General features: G+C 42.9%; 17 protein-coding genes. 8 read left to right on the plus strand and 9 right to left on the minus strand.

Going from position 1 to position 16,648, the window contains the following annotated elements; all coding sequences use genetic code 11:
- Window positions 1-14: 14 nt before the first annotated feature.
- The 3 genes from F897_RS10895 to F897_RS10905 are packed head-to-tail and all read right to left on the minus strand — an operon-like array spanning window position 15 to window position 3,127.
- A complete protein-coding gene (locus F897_RS10895) occupies window positions 15-713 on the minus strand; it encodes a histidine phosphatase family protein (protein ID WP_005235859.1) in 699 nt (232 codons plus the stop codon).
- Window positions 710-1,831 carry a phosphotransferase family protein gene (locus tag F897_RS10900; protein WP_005235861.1) on the minus strand — a complete coding sequence of 374 codons (1,122 nt, stop codon included), beginning with the start codon at window positions 1,829-1,831 and terminating at the stop codon, window positions 710-712. The genes F897_RS10895 and F897_RS10900 overlap by 4 nt, the downstream gene beginning before the upstream one ends.
- 54 nt (window positions 1,832-1,885) lie before the next feature.
- Window positions 1,886-3,127 (minus strand): acyl-CoA dehydrogenase family protein, encoded by a 1,242-nt coding sequence (locus F897_RS10905; RefSeq protein ID WP_005235862.1) that lies wholly within the window; start codon window positions 3,125-3,127, stop codon window positions 1,886-1,888.
- A 94-nt stretch (window positions 3,128-3,221) separates the two neighbouring features.
- Between F897_RS10905 and F897_RS10910 the strand changes: the two genes are divergently transcribed.
- Together F897_RS10910 and F897_RS10915 are read left to right on the plus strand one after the other, a co-directional pair.
- Window positions 3,222-4,139 carry a LysR family transcriptional regulator gene (locus F897_RS10910; protein WP_005235863.1) on the plus strand — a complete coding sequence of 306 codons (918 nt, stop codon included), beginning with the start codon at window positions 3,222-3,224 and terminating at the stop codon, window positions 4,137-4,139.
- A 160-nt stretch (window positions 4,140-4,299) separates the two neighbouring features.
- Window positions 4,300-4,917 (plus strand): thermonuclease family protein, encoded by a 618-nt coding sequence (locus F897_RS10915; protein ID WP_004785537.1) that lies wholly within the window; start codon window positions 4,300-4,302, stop codon window positions 4,915-4,917.
- An 81-nt stretch (window positions 4,918-4,998) separates the two neighbouring features.
- Here F897_RS10915 and F897_RS17505 read toward each other — a convergent pair whose 3' ends face one another.
- The 3 genes from F897_RS17505 to F897_RS10925 are packed head-to-tail and all read right to left on the minus strand — an operon-like array spanning window position 4,999 to window position 7,562.
- Complete coding sequence (locus F897_RS17505; RefSeq protein ID WP_104426067.1) at window positions 4,999-5,106, minus strand: DUF2474 domain-containing protein; 108 nt, start codon at window positions 5,104-5,106, stop codon at window positions 4,999-5,001.
- A gap of 9 nt (window positions 5,107-5,115) precedes the next feature.
- Window positions 5,116-6,120: a cytochrome d ubiquinol oxidase subunit II gene (gene cydB / locus F897_RS10920; RefSeq protein ID WP_005235864.1), complete on the minus strand. Its 1,005-nt coding sequence runs from the start codon at window positions 6,118-6,120 to the stop codon at window positions 5,116-5,118.
- Entirely contained in the window at window positions 6,117-7,562 is a 1,446-nt protein-coding gene (locus F897_RS10925; protein WP_005235865.1) for a cytochrome ubiquinol oxidase subunit I, read from the minus strand. Before F897_RS10925 ends, cydB begins: the two co-directional genes overlap by 4 nt.
- Before the next feature lie 260 nt (window positions 7,563-7,822).
- Here F897_RS10925 and F897_RS10930 point away from each other — a divergent pair, with 260 nt between their 5' ends.
- From F897_RS10930 to F897_RS17745, 4 genes are all read left to right on the plus strand, one after another.
- Window positions 7,823-8,266, plus strand: coding sequence for a MarR family winged helix-turn-helix transcriptional regulator (locus F897_RS10930; RefSeq protein WP_004785531.1), 444 nt, complete (start codon window positions 7,823-7,825; stop codon window positions 8,264-8,266).
- Window positions 8,263-9,462 (plus strand): MFS transporter, encoded by a 1,200-nt coding sequence (locus tag F897_RS10935; protein WP_005235866.1) that lies wholly within the window; start codon window positions 8,263-8,265, stop codon window positions 9,460-9,462. Before F897_RS10930 ends, F897_RS10935 begins: the two co-directional genes overlap by 4 nt.
- A 151-nt stretch (window positions 9,463-9,613) precedes the next feature.
- Window positions 9,614-9,820 carry a helix-turn-helix transcriptional regulator gene (locus tag F897_RS10940; RefSeq protein WP_005235867.1) on the plus strand — a complete coding sequence of 69 codons (207 nt, stop codon included), beginning with the start codon at window positions 9,614-9,616 and terminating at the stop codon, window positions 9,818-9,820.
- Window positions 9,821-10,003: 183 nt separating this feature from the next.
- Window positions 10,004-10,147: a hypothetical protein gene (locus F897_RS17745; RefSeq protein ID WP_161792067.1), complete on the plus strand. Its 144-nt coding sequence runs from the start codon at window positions 10,004-10,006 to the stop codon at window positions 10,145-10,147.
- 45 nt (window positions 10,148-10,192) lie between these two features.
- Here F897_RS17745 and F897_RS10945 read toward each other — a convergent pair whose 3' ends face one another.
- Complete coding sequence (locus F897_RS10945) at window positions 10,193-11,173, minus strand: GlxA family transcriptional regulator (protein WP_005235869.1); 981 nt, start codon at window positions 11,171-11,173, stop codon at window positions 10,193-10,195.
- Window positions 11,174-11,251: 78 nt separating this feature from the next.
- Between F897_RS10945 and F897_RS10950 the strand changes: the two genes are divergently transcribed.
- Window positions 11,252-13,075 carry an acyl-CoA dehydrogenase gene (locus tag F897_RS10950; protein WP_171065468.1) on the plus strand — a complete coding sequence of 608 codons (1,824 nt, stop codon included), beginning with the start codon at window positions 11,252-11,254 and terminating at the stop codon, window positions 13,073-13,075.
- 54 nt (window positions 13,076-13,129) lie between these two features.
- Here the strand turns inward: F897_RS10950 and F897_RS10955 are convergent, their stop codons facing one another.
- A complete protein-coding gene (locus tag F897_RS10955; RefSeq protein WP_005235872.1) occupies window positions 13,130-14,344 on the minus strand; it encodes an alkane 1-monooxygenase in 1,215 nt (404 codons plus the stop codon).
- 188 nt (window positions 14,345-14,532) lie between these two features.
- On the opposite strand from F897_RS10955, the gene F897_RS10960 reads away from it, so the two are divergent.
- Complete coding sequence (locus F897_RS10960) at window positions 14,533-15,483, plus strand: AraC family transcriptional regulator (protein WP_005235874.1); 951 nt, start codon at window positions 14,533-14,535, stop codon at window positions 15,481-15,483.
- Here F897_RS10960 and lpxB read toward each other — a convergent pair.
- On the minus strand, window positions 15,472-16,644 hold the full coding sequence (gene lpxB / locus F897_RS10965; RefSeq protein WP_005235876.1) for a lipid-A-disaccharide synthase: 1,173 nt from the start codon (window positions 16,642-16,644) through the stop codon (window positions 15,472-15,474). The genes F897_RS10960 and lpxB overlap by 12 nt on opposite strands.
- Between the last annotated feature and the right edge of the window lie 4 nt (window positions 16,645-16,648).

Raw genomic sequence — 16,648 nt, forward strand, 5'->3', positions numbered from 1 at the left:
ATCTTCAAAAATTTTTAAATCCAGGTTAGCAGGTCTGGACGTTGTGCTTTAATAAAATGATGTTCATTCAAGCTGAGTAGCTGGGGTTCATTTCCGACCAGACGTAATGTAGTAATGCTGGTATTGGTAATTGCCCAGTTTAAAGCGAAAGTTTTCTCTGGACTCAGACCCAGGATTTTGCCTACCGCGACAGAGATGACACCACCCGAGGTATACACGATTGCATAGCGCGGTTTAGTTTGCGCAAGCTGGTCACATAAATTTTGCAAACCGGTTTCTACACGGCTTTTAAAATTGGGCCAGGATTCATCATATTCGTGGTGATAATCATCACAGGTCCATCGAGCAATCGCTCCACTAAAGATTTTGCTCAAATAGTCTCGCGGATTAGCATGTTCTGAGACATCCTGCTTCAGCAGTTCTGGCTGATTAAAACGCGGTTCATAACGGGCAAAGACCTGCTGATGATTAAACTCATTCCAGGCACTATCGGTCAAAATCTCGCTTTCAGAAAAACATTCTTCTAGAGATAACTGCGCCGTTTGTTGATGACGTTGCATAGAACCAGCCACTACATACGGTGCTTCTTTCAGAATTTCATCAAAATAACGACCGAGCAATTTTGCCTGTAGTTCCCCATTTGGCGAAAGCTGATCATAACTGGCTGCCCCGAAAGATGCCTGTCCATGCCGGATCAAGTAAATGGTGGTCATTTTTGCATTAACTCTTTAAATTTCAGGATATATTTTTGTGCAATGTCATTGGCTTCAAGCTTTTGTAGACCAATCAGTTTTAATGCACGGATATGCAAGGCATGAATCACTACCCAAAAATCCTTAAAGGCCGGATTGTTGGTTTGTTTGTGGTAATAACGGTAATAGATCTGCTGAGCAATCACTGAGAGACGGAAAATCCCAAACACTTCATAGAATGTCCAGTTTTCCGGTTGCAGACCGGTTTTCTCCAGATAGTAATCCACCACTTCTTTACGGGTAAACATACCTTTTAAATTGGTGGGCTGACGACGTGTTGCTTTAAAAATGGCATTGTCCGTATCTTCTACCCAATAAGCCAAGGCAGAACCCAAGTCCATCAGCGGATCACCCAGGGTGGCCATTTCCCAGTCCAGCACCCCAATAACTTCAGTTGGATTTTCTGGATCCAGAATGACATTATCAAAACGCCAGTCATTGTGAATGACACAGGTTTTAGAATCAGATGGAATATTATCTTTCAGCCAGTTACGCACGTATTTAAAAGATGGAACATTTAATGTTTTGGCTTTTTCGTAACGTGCATCCCAGCCTTCTACCTGACGACGGCAATAGCCTTCACCTTTGCCTAACTTTTCCAGTTCTGTACCAGTGTAAGGAACTTGGTGTAGTTCGATCAGCTTATCAATCACATTAATACATAGAGTCTGGATATCTGGTTCAGTCAGTTGTAATTCAGGCGGCAGCTTGGCACGCGGAATAATACCTTCAATGCGTTTCATCACATAAAAATCACAGCCAATGACTGATTCATCCTGACAAAGTGCCACCATTTCAGGTACGACTGGATAGTGTTCAGCCAAAGCTTTTTGTACATAATATTCACGTGCCATGTCATGCGCAGATTTAGCTTTAGTCCCTTGAGGCGGACGACGTAGAATCAAATCGGCATTGGCATATTGCAAACGATAAGTCCAGTTTGAAGCTCCACCGGAATATTGAGTAAGCTCTAAAGGACCTTCTACATTTACTCCTTGTTGATTTAACCAATCTGTGATGGCCTGTACATCCAGTTCCTCACCTTCACGAACTGACCCACCTACATCAATGACCGCCATAATTTTTCCTTAAAATCTTCTAATACGTTTCAATGTTCTGTATATAAAGCCAGCTTATTTTTTACGACGTGTGCTATAACCACGTTTTGCCAGTTCCAGCTTGGCAATCATACCTTTATGCACTTCATCCGGACCATCAGCCAAACGTAAGGCACGGGCTTGGGCAAAGAATCCGGTCAGCGGTGTATCACGAGAAACACCCGCACCACCGTGGATCTGAATCGCCATATCCACAACTTTTTCCAGTACACTTGGCGCAACGACTTTAATTGCAGAAATTTCAGTCAGTGCTGCCATATTCCCTAAAGTATCCATTTTATAGGCAGCATACAAGGTTAATAATCGAGCCTGATCAATGGCAACGCGAGCTTCTGCGACACGTTCCAGGTTACCACCCAGTTTTAAAATCTCTTTACCAAATGCGGTACGGCTCATACCCCGGTCAATCATAAGTTCTAATGATTTTTCAGCTGCACCGATGCAACGCATACAATGGTGAATACGGCCTGGCCCTAAACGCCCTTGGGCAATTTCAAAGCCTTGACCTGCACCCCCAATAAAATTCGAAACTGGAACACGAACATTATCGAAGCTGACTTCACCGTGGCCATGTGGTGCATCATAATCACCAAAGACTGGAAGCATCCGTTCAATTTTCACGCCTGCAGTATCGACTGGAACTAAAACCATCGAATGCTGATGATGACGGTCTTTGGATTCATCCGGTGTATGTGCCATAAAGATGATGATTTTGGCATTTGGATCACCCAAACCCGAAGACCACCATTTACGACCATTCAAAACAATTTCATCACCTTCAACTACTGCCGTCGCCTGCATATTGGTAGCATCACTTGAAGCCACAGCAGGTTCAGTCATACAGAACACTGAACGGATTTTCCCTTCCAGAAGTGGCATCAACCATTGCTGTTTTTGTTCTTCAGAACCATAGCGCCACAATACTTCCATATTACCGCTATCTGGCGCATTACAGTTAAAGACGGTAGGTGCAATCAGGCTTCGTCCAGAAAGTTCAGCGATATGTGCATATTCCTGAACGGATAATCCCTGACCTAATTCTGGACAAGGCAAAAACATATTCCAGAGACCTGCCGCTTTGGCTTTATCTTTCAATATTTCAAGCTCTGCCGGCCATTGCCATTTGGTCCAGTCGCCACCTTGATTCAGTTGATGCACCTGATGCCAGAAACCAGCCTCGACAGGTTCAATTTCATCAGTAATAAACTTTTTTGTTCTATTTAAATAATCCTGTGCTCGTGCAGACAACTCAAACATTGCTTTATCCCTCTGAATATTCTAATTCATACGCTTTACAATACCTTAACCCAAAATATATTATGAATAAAATGATTTAATTCCATATAGCAGTATGCATAGTATTCATTCAAAAACCGTGATGGACCTACGAAATTTTCATCGTATTGATATTAATCTTTATCCACTTTTTATTGCCATTTACGAACAAAACAGTATTTCTAAAGCCGCGCAAATTCTATCGATAAGCCAGTCAGCGGCCAGTCATGCTTTACAACGTTTAAGACAGCATTTACAGGATGATTTATTTGTGCGAACGGGTAGCAAGATGCAGCCCACACCGTTTGCGGATCAGATCTATCCTGAAATTAAAAATGCACTTTTTGCGATTCAGAATATTTCAATGCAGCATCAGCAATTCAGACCGGAATTGATTCATAGCTTAAAAATCGCTGTACATGATGAAATTGAACCCATGATATTTCCAAAACTGGTTCAACATTTTCAAAAAATTAACCTGGATCTTCAGCTGAGTAGCATGAAACTCGACCGTAAAAATATTGCTGCAGATCTCGCCTCTCAACAGGTCGATTTTGTCATTGATCTGGAGCAAAGTATTAGTGAAAAAATTCAGTTTGAACGACTGGTACAAGATGAATTCGTGGTCTGTACACAACAAACAGAAATGAATGAACAGATTTATCTGGCCTCACCTCATATTGGCGTTTCCTCACGCCGTACGGGAGTTTTAGTTGAAGATATATATTTAAGTCGAAAACATTATTCCCGGCAGATTTTTTTACGTTGTCAGCACTATTCCACAGCCCTGCAAATTCTGGAACAGCAAAAGACTGCCATGCTGACAATTCCTAAAAATGTATTGACACATCTACAGTTAGCAAACTGTCTGAATATTTTTGACGTTCCTGTACAACTGCCGAAAATTAATATGGGGATGTATTGGCATAAAGATCTGCAAGAAAATAAAAGACATCAATTTTTAAGAAATGAAATTTATAAAATTTTTACTTAGGCTATTTATGAGATGATTTAAAATTGCTTAGGCTATTTTATTATCAAGTTTTAGGATTGAGATTGGCCTAATTTGATGGTGCTTAGGCTATTTTATCGGTACAAAACTAAACACTGATTGATGACTTTTTAAGCCTTATGCGGAGTGGCTTTGATCTAAAATGGCTCAACTTTTAGCTGTGTTTATGCGGCTGTTTTTGCTGATTTGGATCTTGCCCTTGTTACATCTCTCTACCACCTGGCAAATTGTGCTGGGCTTCGTACTTCTGTGTTTTTCCTATTATCTGCTGCATAAAATTACGGTGTATTTAAAGGACCTATTTCGCCCCTTTAAGAAAGGTAAGAAATACTGGTGCCGGGTTAGTGCTGTCAGTGATGGCGATACCCTTACCTGCTACCGTTTTAATATCCGTCGCTCTGAGACCAAACTGCGCTTTGCTTATGTCGATGCACCTGAATCTTCACAGGCCTATGGTAAGGAATCGCTACGCCTGGTTCAAAGTATGGTTAAAAATAAAATGATTCGTGTACAAATTACTGATATTGACCGATATGGTCGCTGTGTCGGTGTGGTCTATCGTTATCGCAAGAATATCAATGAAGAGATTGTGAAACGTGGTGCGGCATGGGTTTATGAGGAATATATCCGGGATAAAAACCATTTACGCTATATGATGGAACTACAGAATAAAGCCAAAAAGCAGAAAAAAGGGTTATGGAAAAATAGCCGCCCTGTCCGTCCAAGTGTGTATCGTAAACAGATCAAAGCCTCATCTTGATTTTAAAGATCTAAAATTTAGCTTATAAAAAAGGGATCTGTACTAACAAATCCCTTTTGCTTGTTCAGTTCATATGATAACCTAATAGGCCAAATGCACCAGAAAGCGGAATGCCCCTGCAATAAGTGCCAGTGTCAAAAAACCTGCAAGCCATAAGCCTACAAACCATACTATCTGTTTGCGTGTCATACCCGCTCCTTAATGATAACCATCATCACCAACACGCACCTTGTGTCGGAATACCCAATAGGACATGCAGGTATAAATCACGATAATCGGAATCAGGACTAAGGCTCCAATCAAAGCAAATAACTGACTATTTTCATGTGCCGCTGCCTGCCAGATCGTGACTGATGGTGGAATAATATAAGGCCACAGACTAATCAGAAAACCGGTATATGCCAGGAATACCAGCACTAACATATAGGAAAATGGGCCTAGTTCACTGCGTCTTTTACAGGCACGTAAGGCCAGCCAGGTAAACAATATGACCAGGATCGGTACGGGCATAAAGTAGGTAAATTGAGGCTGGCTGAACCAGCGCTCCGCAATTTGCGGATGGGTCAACGGCGTATAAACACTAACAGCACCTAGAATAATTAATAAGGCTATAATCAGCTTCGGCATCAGTTTAAACATGCGATCCTGTAAATCATCACCGGTTTTATAAATGAGCCATCCACAGCCTAATGCTGCATATAGCACCACGACACTGATTCCTGTAAATATACTAAATGGACTGAGCCAATCCAGACCACCACCTACATAGACACCATTTCGTGTTTCAATTCCCTGAATATATGCACCCAGGATCATCCCTTGCAAGAAACTGGTGACGATCGATCCACCTATAAAAGCTTTATCCCACCAATGTTTGCTTTTATTCGCCTTAAAACGGAACTCAAAAGCAACACCACGAAAAATCAAGGCGATCACCATCAGGATAATCGGCATATACAGTGCTGAGAGTACCGTCGAATAAGCCAATGGAAAGGCAGCAAATAATCCAGCGCCCCCTAGAACCATCCAAGTTTCATTACCATCCCAGACCGGAGCGACCGTATTCATCATGACATCGCGTTCATCCTGATGCGGGAAGAATGGAAATAGAATGCCAATGCCCAGATCGAAACCATCGAGAATAGTATAGACCAGTACACCCAGTCCAATAATCGCAATCCAAATTAATGATAAATCAATCATTTTTTATCCTCCTGATCCGGATGTTCAGGAACCTCTTCAATACGTTCGCGAATACTGCTCAATGGTCGACGGGAAGCCTGAACCACATCGCTATCCGATTCATGGTGTGGTCTGGAATGAATAAATTCTGGACCTCTATGCATTAGGCGCAACATGTAGAAAATTCCTACGCCAAAAACAACGCAGTACACCACCACAAAGATAATCAAGGTCAAACCGACCTGTTCAGCGGACACTGGTGATAATGCATCTTTGGTCCGCATAATGCCGTAGACAACCCAAGGCTGACGGCCGACTTCTGTGGTAAACCATCCTGCCAGCATGGCAAGAAATCCGGATGGACCCATGATGAGTGCAAAACGATGCAGACCACGTGACTCATAAAAACGTCCTCGGGTACGTGACCATAGCCCCCATAATGCAAGCAAGAGCATCAACATACCCATCCCGACCATAATCCGGAAACTCCAGAACACGACCAGTGAATTGGGTCGATCTTCAGGCGCAAAATCTTTAAGCCCCGTGACTTTTCCATCCATAGAGTGCGTCAGAATCAGACTACCCAATTTAGGAATACCAATTGCATATTTGGTTTCTTCCGCTTGCATGTCTGGAATCCCAAACAGGTATAAAGGCATTCCTTCATCATGATTGGTTTCCCAATGGCCTTCCATCGCGGCCAGTTTGGCTGGCTGATGTTCAAGTGTATTCAGACCATGCATATCCCCCACAAAAATTTGTAAAGGTGCAAGTGCCAGAATCAGCCACATGGCCATGGAAAATGAAGTTTTAACTAAAGGATCGCGACGACCCTTGATCAGATGCCATGCCGCTGTTGAGGCTACAAGTAAGGCCGAGACCAGAAAGGCGGCCATCGCCATATGGGCCAGACGATAAGGAAAAGACGGGTTAAATACGATCGCTACCCAGTCCTGAGGGACGATTAGGCCGTTTTCAATCGCAAAACCTTGTGGGGTCTGCATCCAGCTATTGGAAGATAAAATCCAGAACATGGAAATACAGGTGCCGACTGCGACCATTAAAGTGGAGAAAAAGTGTGCTCGTGGGCCAACCCGATCCCAGCCAAAGAGCATGATGCCCAGGAATCCGGCTTCTAAAAAGAACGCAGTTAAAACTTCATAAGCCAGCAAGGGTCCGGTCACACTTCCAGCGACCCGGGAAAACTCACTCCAGTTGGTTCCGAACTGATAGCTCATTACCACACCGGATACGACGCCCATACCAAATGCGACGGCGAAAATTTTGACCCAAAACTTGAACAGATCCTGAAAAATCGGATTTTTAGTCTTTAACCAGCGCCATTCCAGAATAGCCAGAAAACTTGCCAATCCGATTGAAATTGCTGGAAAGATAATATGAAAAGATACAGTAAAGGCGAACTGTATACGTGCTAACTCTAATGCAGTTAAACCCAGAGTCATAAACTTCACCTATGTAGTGTTATTTGGCATATCTGCCCTTCAGTTATTAAGTGATGGATTTTTCTAGTGCTTAGGTAGCTTAGGCTGAATCATTCTTAAAAGTATGTAGTCTTTTGTTGATTGTTTTTTAATCAGGTTAAAGACTTGTAATAACTTAGTCAAAAAGACGTTAACCATGCAAAAATTTTCAAAATTTCCCTCTTGTCTAATTGAATAAAGAGGCGTAGATTAGGCACAATTTAGTTAGCCAGGTTAACTATATGTTTCAACCCTCTTCCAGATTTCGTTCACTGTTGCTGCGTTGCGCACGACTCATGAGTGATGAAATCAATACTATTTTGTTATCCTCCCAACTTAATTACTCCTTATGGCAAGTGCTCTATACCATTCAATCCCAACAGCAATGCACGCTGGTTGATATTTCAAGCTATTTAAATGTTTCAAAACCAAGCATAACCAAACGTATCCAGCATTTAAGTGAACTCGACTTAATCTGCCAGATCGAAACCGAGGATAAACGTCAAAAAGTATTTAAACTCAGCGAGCAAGGGGTTAAAACCTTTAACCTGTGTTCTAAACAGATTGATGCTTTTGAAGATCAGTTACTGCAACAGATTGACGCAGATGATCTGCAAAGCAGTAAAAATACTTTGGTTCAGCTGATTCAGCAATTACACCCTTCATCTCAGGAAACACCACAATGAGCCAAGATCAAGCCCGCTTATGGACCCCTAATTTCGTCCTGGTCAGTCTGGTTAATTTCCAGCTTGTTCTGGTGTTTTACCTGCTGGTGATTGTGATTGTCGGTTTCTCGGTCGCTGAACTGGGAGCATCGACTGCACAAGCCGGTCTGGTATCCGGTCTGTTTATTGTCGGAACGCTAATTGGACGCTTATTTATTGGGAAATTGCTGAATCGTCTAGGGCTGAAAAATACTCTGGTGATTGGCCTGACCGGTTTTTTGCTATTTTCCGGACTTTATATGATTCCGGCCAAACTAGAAGTGTTATTGGGTATTCGTCTGATCCACGGCTTTATGATGGGTATGGCCTCTACCGTACTCGGCACAGTAATTGCGCAAACCATTCCGGCAACACGACGTGGTGAAGGTATCGGTTATTTCAGTATGAGCAGTACGCTTGGTACAGCGATTGGTCCTTTTGTCGGGATCTGGCTGATGACGAATTTTAATTATCAGGTGATTTTTATCTTCACCACTATCGTTGCGCTCAGCTGCCTTATCTGCGGTCTGTTTATCCAGCCGCCGCGCCTTAAAGCGAGTGGTACATCAACTTCCTCTGTTCCACAATCTGCCAGTAAGCTCGCTCAGTATGTAGAGCCGAATGCCTTGCCGATTGCTGTCATTGTCCTGCTGGTGGCTACCTGTTATTCAGGCGTATTGTCCTTTATTCACTTCTATGCCAAGGACATCAATCTGGTCGAAGCAGCCTCTTTCTTCTTCCTGATGTATGCCTTTGCTATTCTGCTGTCGCGTCCTTTTACTGGCCCATTAATGGACCGTAAAGGTGAAAATATCATTATCTACCCTGCAATCGTGATTATGGCAGTAGGTATTCTGATGCTGAGTCAAACACAAAACTCTGTGATGTTACTGGCGAGTGCCGCGTTATTAGGTTTTGGTTTCGGGAATATCCAGTCCGTGTGTCAAACCATTGCTGTGAAAAGTACCACCTTGCAACGGATGGGTCTCGCCACCTCAACCTTCTTTATTGCACTGGATGCAGGTCTTGGTTTCGGCCCTTATTTCCTCGGCATGCTGCTGGATCAGGTGGGTTATCGTCAGCTTTATCTGTTCTCTGCATTGCTTACCTTTAGCTGTCTGATCTGGTATTACCTGCTGCATGGCCGCAAGGTTAAATCGACCTCAGTCAAAGCTTAAACGAGTTGATTCAATACTTTTTAAACGGGCATCAAGCCCGTTTTTTTATATTTCAACTCTTTTAAATGACGCTTATTTTTATCATTATGAAATATATATTTTACACAATGTTAAATATATATTACATTTTAAATAATGTTGGAGTAAAAACATGTTAAAGAATGACATCATCGTGTTCCGTGCTAAAAAACGTTGGACACAACAACAGCTTGCTGATGCAGTGGCAGTTAGCCGCCAAACGATTGCTGCATTAGAAAAAGAGAAGTACAACCCTTCCTTGATACTGGCATTCAAGTTAGCAAATGTGCTTGAAACCACGATTGAGGAACTGTTTAGTTATGCTGAGGAAGAAACATGACACTATATTGGTTATTGATGGCTAGTATTTTAAGTATTGTGGTTGCTGTGATTTGCTGTGAAATATATAAAATACGCTTTGAGTGCTCACAGGAAGCCAAAGACGAAAGAGGAACAATGATTTTATTAAAGCAGAAGTCATTGTTCCTATAACATTTTATTTTTGGGGATTAGTTCAGCCTTTTTGATCATTATCGGATTTGAAGGCTTCGGACTAAAATGGTTAGAACGTGAAGTTTTCATTTACTGGATCATGTTCACTGGCTTCCTGCAAAGCATCGCATCAACTATTTATACGCATTATTTACGTAAAGACATCTTTAGCTAATAAGTATGTTAAGAGAGATTTTCGAATCTCTCTGTTTATCAAAATCTAGAAACGTCGGCTAAAACGACGGCGATATTCTAAGGGTGTTAACCCTGTTTTTTTATAAAATAAACGCCGAAATGAGCTTGGATCCTGATAGCCGACATTTTGCATAATCAGATCTATTGCCTGATCGGTTTCCTCAAGACGCTTACGTGTCGCTTCAATACGAATGGCTTGCAGATACTGGTTCGGTGCAATATTTAGCGCCTGCTTAAAATGCCGGATTAAAGTACGAGTGGTGACATTAAAACGTTCTGCCAGTGCATTCAAAGTGAATTCTTCATGAAAATGCTGCTCTAACCAGTCCTGAACTTTTTGCACCAGTTCATCATGATGAGGTTGACCAATCTTCATTAATGAATAAGACAATTGACTATCACGTCGATAATCAATCACAAAGGATTTGGCAGATTGCATGGCAACTTCAAAACCATAGAAACGTTCAATCAGATGCAAGCCTAAGTCAAACCAGGCCAAGCCTCCACCTGCACAGTAAATATTCTGATCCCGGCTAATCATCAGATCGGCATTGAGTTTGACCTGAGGATAACGGGCACGAAACATGTCCTGAAATCCCCAATGCGTTGTCGCCACACGTCCATCTAAAATGCCGGCTTCTGCCAGAAAGAAATTTCCGGTGCAGTTTCCAGCGATTAAGGTGGATTGTGCATGGGCGGAAGTTAAAAACTGAATCAGGCCTGGATTTTCATCCAGTACCTCTTGAATAGGTGCGGCAATGGTCGGCACTACCAGAATATCTGCTGTTTGAATCTCTTTATACGCACAATGAGCTTGCAATTCCAGACCATTAATACAACGAATTGGCTGTCCATCTGGACTGGCGATCCTGACTTTAAACAGGCGTTGCACATCCTGCTGCTGAATCCGGTTCCAGCTCACGCCAGCCATAGCAAATAAATCGACGACACCTGTAATTGCTGAAGCCAAAGCACCATCAAAGCCTAAAATCACTACCTGTTGCATATTTTTCTATTTGTCTTTTTTCACCCTATTCATGTCATTATTGACAATCCTCCTTGATAAATGCAACTGCTAGTCTTGATGCTATCTCAAGGATTACACATTCGGGATCGTACTGTGACTCAGCTGATTAATAATAAAGACCTCAATTTTCTGCTTTATGATGTTTTCAAACTCGAAGCCTTAACTGACCTGGAACGTTATCAGGATCATGACAAAAATACCTTTGATAGCATTCTGGAAACGGCAAAAGGCATCGCGACCGATTATTTTGCGCCGCATAATGCCAAGGCTGATCATCACGAACCGAGCTTTGATGGCAAACAGGTGAAGACTATTGATGAAGTGAAAATAGCATGGCAACAATTTGCTGATGCTGGCCTACTCTGCGCCCAGCATGATTACGCAGACGGCGGCATGCAATTGCCGACTTTGGTGAATATGGCCTGCAATGCCTATTTCATGTCGGCGAATCCTTCGACTGTTGCCTACTCTTTTCTGACAGCCGCTGCAGCAAATTTGATTCAGGCCTTTGCTTCTTCAGAACAAAAACAAATGTTCTTGCCGCATATGCTCAGTGGCCGCTTTGCCGGGACTATGGCGATGACCGAGCCGAATGTAGGTTCCTCTTTGGGAGATCTAACCACTAAAGCGATTTCTCAGGCAGATGGAAGCTATAAAATTAAAGGCCAGAAAATGTTTATTTCTGGTGGTGATCAGGACATTACTGAAAATATTGTGCATCTGGTTCTGGCTCGTATCCAAGATGCACCACAAGGCGTAAAAGGTATTTCCCTATTCATCGTGCCGAAACTCAAAACCAATACAGATGGCACTTTAGGTGAATCCAATGATGTCCAGCTGGCTGGCCTACTACACAAAATGGGCTATCGCGGCACTACTTCAACAGTGCTAAGCTTTGGGGAAAATGACAATTGCTTAGGCTATTTAATTGGTGAAGCGGGGCATGGCTTAAAATACATGTTCAAGATGATGAATGAAGCACGTGTCGGTGTTGGTCTCGGTGCAGCCATGATTGGTTATCGTGGTTATCTGGAATCTCTGGCCTATGCTAAAAACCGTCCTCAAGGCCGTCTGGTTCATGAAAAAACACCTGACGCCAAGCCCGTGAATATCATTGAGCATACGGATGTAAAACGTATGCTGTTGACACAAAAGTCCTATGTTGAAGGTGCTTTGGCGCTGTGCTTATTTGCAGCTCGTTTAATTGATGAACATCAGGCTGCACAAGATGAAGATAGTGCCATTTTACTCGATCTTATTACACCCGTGGTCAAGTCCTTCCCTTCTGCCTATGGTCCTAAAGCCAATGATCTGGCAATTGAGGTCTTGGGTGGTGCAGGCTATACGCGTGAATATCCGGTTGAGCAATGCTATCGGGATAACCGTCTTAATCCGATTCATGAAGGCACCTATGGGATTCAGTCTCTGGATCTACTAGGCCGTAAACTCTGGCAGCACAATGGCAAAGGCCTGACCCTGCTCATGCAACGCATCCAGAAAACCTTGTCTGAGATTCAGGATAGCAAGTTAGCAGAACTGGCAGATGTCTATAAACAGCATCTTGTTACTGTGCAAAAAACCACACAGGTTTTAGGTCAGGCTCTGCATCAAGGCAACGTTAGTGAAGCTTTGGCCAATTCTGGGCTATATCTGGATATGATGGGCAAAACTATTATCGCGTGGTTGTGGCTGGAAATGGCCAATCAGGCTCAACTTAAATTTGGCACATCTTCTCAACAGGAAGATCAAGCTTTTCTGGCAGGTAAAATTCAGGCAGCTCAATATTTTATTCAGTGGGAACTGCCTGAAATTGAACATCAGGCTAAATTACTGATGAACTTCGATGACACCTGTCTAAATATGCAAAGTGACTGGTTCTAATTAAAAATCAATAAAAATGCGCCTCGAATGGCGCATTTTTATTTATTTACATCATCAAGCCGCAGCGTCTTTTAGACCAAATTTCTTAAGCAGCTTGGCACGCTTCGAAGGCAGAATATTCGCTTTAGTCAGATCGCCTTGATAATGCTGATACACACGTTGATCCATCATCTTGTACCACAATGGTGGAATCAGTGCTGGAATCAGCATGGTAGCATAACCACTTGGTAATTCTGGCGCTTCATCAAAATGTCGCAATGCCTGAAATGGCCGGCTTGGATAGGCATGATGATCCGAATGGCGTTGTAACTGGTACAGGAACAGATTAGTCACGATGTTGTTATTGTTCCAGCTATGCTCGGGCAAGGTTCGCTCATAGGTACCATCCGCTTTTTGCCCGCGTTTCAACCCATAATGCTCGATATAATTCACGATCTCAAACAGGCTGATGCCATAGAAGGCTTGGGTCAGCGTATAAGGAATAATTTTTTTGCCATACGTTTTCAGCATCAAGGCATGATAGCCCGCACTCATGGCCCAGCCATGAAACAGTTCATTCTCCTGACTAAAGAATTTTAAACCTTTACGTTCCAAACGTCTTTTTTCTATCTGAATTGCTGATTTCAAGCCACCCAATACGGTACGTGGCCAGAAACGGTAGAAAGATTCACCCATTTTCGAAGATGCCGGGTCTTCTGGCGTCGCCACCCGTTTATGATGTCCATAAGGATGCTCAATCCGGAAATGGTTATAGGCCAGTGGCATCAGGCTGGCATGCGACCAGTAATGGTCTTTTTTCTGAGGACGATGGCTCAGCTCGTGCGCAGTATTCACGCCGATCCCATTAATCGCCCCCATAGATACACCAAGTAACACCTGATCGACCAGAGAAACATTTGGACGAGATACTACATAGCCTGCAAAAGCATTGGCAGCCATTTGCAAAGGAATAAACATCTTCACGATCCGGTCATAATAAGGATCCCTGACCAATGCCTGAATCTGCTCATCATTTGGATTATTGGCATCATCACCAATTAAAGCATCCAGAGTCGGGATAATCACATGCAATAATAAAGGTCCACCCATCGCAAAGACTTTTTTAGTGGCTTTGGGACCAAAATGATAGCCAGCCAGAATTCCCATACCGATCACAGGCAAACTGGGACTGAGCAGCCAGCCAAAACGTTTTTTATCCAGTTGTAAACCTTTCAGCACTGACGCATCCTGCGTGAACTGAGCTTTGCTAATTTGTGCAGGGGCATTCATTGCGACCCTCCTTTTTTATGTTACTCTGCACATATAGTTGAATATTTCAGCATTAGCGAACAGTATTGAACGTCCAGAAAAACTATGTCAGCGTCTTTGGCGCAATAGGCTAAATCTTGGCCTTAAATCACAATTCTGGACTATTTAAATTTAATTAAATTAATTAAAACAAAAGAATAGAGTCAGGCATGGATGCTTTAAGTAAAATTTTTGATGATATTCATCTGGAAAAATCAGAATATCTCTACCTCAATGTGTTCCATCCAGGCGGGTTTGATTATGAATATGAACCTTCCATGCTGGCTTATGTGTTATTGCAAGGTCAAGCGCAATTAATATTTAAAGATGGTGATTTGCTTGAGCTGCAACAAGGCGATCTAGTGTTATTGCCTGCAGGTTCTACCCATCGGATTTCTAGTCCCGGTAATGCAGATTTTTCTGAACATCATTCGATCAATTCTTATTTTCAGACTCATGCACAGCAATGTGTGGATCTCAATATCACCCATTCAGCAGAACGCAGTTTTATTCTGGCGATTCGTTCCAATCTGGATATCCAGATGGCGAAACCGCTACTGAGTGCTTTACCTAAATATCTGCACATCCAGCATATTCTGGGAGATACAGCACCAGAATGGTTACAGGTCGGTTTGCAATTTCTGGCGCTAGAAACCCAGCAACTTCGTCCGGGACGAGACAAAATTCTGGATCATCTGGTCAGTATTTTACTGATTGAATGCGTACGAGATTATATTTTGAATCTGGAAAATGCTTCGAGCTGGCTAAATGCCCTTTCCCATCCTGAACTATCCAATGCCTTGGCAGCAATTCATGGCAAACCAGAACAGCCTTGGACCGTAGAAAGCCTGGCTGAACAATGCCATATGTCGCGTTCCAAATTTGCCCAGCTGTTTACCCAGATTGTTGATGAGCCGCCATTGGCTTATCTGCAACAGCATCGACTTCGATTGGCAGCACAATATCTCAGAAATAGCGGATTTAGCATTCAGCAGATCGCCTATTTGGTAGGCTATTCTTCGGAAACGGCGTTTAGTCAAAGCTTTAAAAAACAGTTTGAACAAACCCCGACCCAATATCGTGTTGCCTGTCAGACAAGCAAGATTTCATTATTGGACTAAATCTAGTACCGCTTTGACAGGATCTTCACTGTTGCCGGAAAGCAATTGCTTGTGCATAGTAAGATGCTGCATCACCTGAATTTTAGCTGCTTCAATATCCATCAATTTTTCAATTTCAGCAGCCAGATTTTCAGGCGTTGCTTCAGACTGAATTAATTCCTGAATGACTTTTTTGCCAGCAATAATATTTGGCAATGAGAAATAAGGAATTTTGACTAGCAATTTGGCAATCTGGAAAGTCAGCCAGTGCAATTTATAAAAGGTCACCATCGGACGGTGCAATAACATGGCTTCCAGTGTCGCAGTGCCTGAAGCTAGTGCAATGATATTGGACGCATTCATGACTTGGCGGCCAATTTTTGACTCACTACTGGTATTTTCCATCAGGCGGATATGCACTTTTAAACTGTCCGGATATCGTGCCAGCAAGTTTTCAATTTGCTGTTTGCGCATCTCATTAATGGCAGGAATCAAAAACGTATAATCCGGGTATTTCTGATGCAGAATTTTGGCTGCATCCAGTACCAATGGTCCTAAACGTTCAATTTCACCACGGCGGCTCCCCGGCAGCAGTGCAATATACTTTTGCGTAGAATCGAGACCCAGTTCTGCCTGCGCTTCAGCCAGATCATTGTTAAGGGGTAACTGGCTTGCCAATGGATGACCGACAAAAGCTGCCGGAACATCCCATTTCTTGAAAAATGCTTTTTCAAATGGAAATAGGCACAGCACCAGATCAATACTGGCCTTGATGCCATGTACCCGGCCCTGACGCCATGCCCAGACCGAAGGACTGACATATTGCACGGCCTTAATCGGTAACTGTTTTTGTTTCAGGGCCTTGGAAAGTCGCAAATTAAAATCAGGCGCATCAATACCGATAAACACATCGACTGGATCTTTCGTCCAGGTCTCGACCAGACCATCACGAACTGCAAACAGTTTTTTAATATCTTTCAGGACTTCAACAATGCCCATGACTGAGAGAATATCCATTGGATAGTAGCTCTTGAAGCCTTCCGCCAGCATTTGTGGTCCGCCGATCCCTTCAAACTCTGCATCAATACCCTGCTCTCGAAAACTACGGATGAGCTTCGCACCAAGCGTATCTCCAGATACTTCTCCCACCACGATTCCGATTTTAAGTTTCCGATTTTGCAAGTGT

It is taken from the genome of Acinetobacter variabilis (assembly GCF_000369625.1).
GTDB lineage: Bacteria > Pseudomonadota > Gammaproteobacteria > Pseudomonadales > Moraxellaceae > Acinetobacter > Acinetobacter variabilis.

Bases quoted from the DNA above. Each gene is read 5' to 3' on its own strand.
- F897_RS10950 (WP_171065468.1), top strand. From the start codon at position 11,252: ATGCTATCTCAAGGATTACACATTCGGGATCGTACTGTGACTCAGCTG.
- F897_RS10925 (WP_005235865.1), bottom strand. From the start codon at position 7,562: ATGACTCTGGGTTTAACTGCATTAGAGTTAGCACGTATACAGTTCGCC.
- F897_RS10955 (WP_005235872.1), bottom strand. From the start codon at position 14,344: ATGAATGCCCCTGCACAAATTAGCAAAGCTCAGTTCACGCAGGATGCG.
- F897_RS10930 (WP_004785531.1), top strand. From the start codon at position 7,823: ATGTTTCAACCCTCTTCCAGATTTCGTTCACTGTTGCTGCGTTGCGCA.
- F897_RS10895 (WP_005235859.1), bottom strand. From the start codon at position 713: ATGACCACCATTTACTTGATCCGGCATGGACAGGCATCTTTCGGGGCA.
- F897_RS10900 (WP_005235861.1), bottom strand. From the start codon at position 1,831: ATGGCGGTCATTGATGTAGGTGGGTCAGTTCGTGAAGGTGAGGAACTG.
- F897_RS10960 (WP_005235874.1), top strand. From the start codon at position 14,533: ATGGATGCTTTAAGTAAAATTTTTGATGATATTCATCTGGAAAAATCA.
- F897_RS10935 (WP_005235866.1), top strand. From the start codon at position 8,263: ATGAGCCAAGATCAAGCCCGCTTATGGACCCCTAATTTCGTCCTGGTC.
- cydB (WP_005235864.1), bottom strand. From the start codon at position 6,120: ATGATTGATTTATCATTAATTTGGATTGCGATTATTGGACTGGGTGTA.
- F897_RS17505 (WP_104426067.1), bottom strand. From the start codon at position 5,106: ATGACACGCAAACAGATAGTATGGTTTGTAGGCTTATGGCTTGCAGGT.
- F897_RS10915 (WP_004785537.1), top strand. From the start codon at position 4,300: ATGGCTCAACTTTTAGCTGTGTTTATGCGGCTGTTTTTGCTGATTTGG.
- F897_RS10940 (WP_005235867.1), top strand. From the start codon at position 9,614: ATGTTAAAGAATGACATCATCGTGTTCCGTGCTAAAAAACGTTGGACA.
- F897_RS10905 (WP_005235862.1), bottom strand. From the start codon at position 3,127: ATGTTTGAGTTGTCTGCACGAGCACAGGATTATTTAAATAGAACAAAA.
- F897_RS10910 (WP_005235863.1), top strand. From the start codon at position 3,222: ATGCATAGTATTCATTCAAAAACCGTGATGGACCTACGAAATTTTCAT.
- F897_RS10945 (WP_005235869.1), bottom strand. From the start codon at position 11,173: ATGCAACAGGTAGTGATTTTAGGCTTTGATGGTGCTTTGGCTTCAGCA.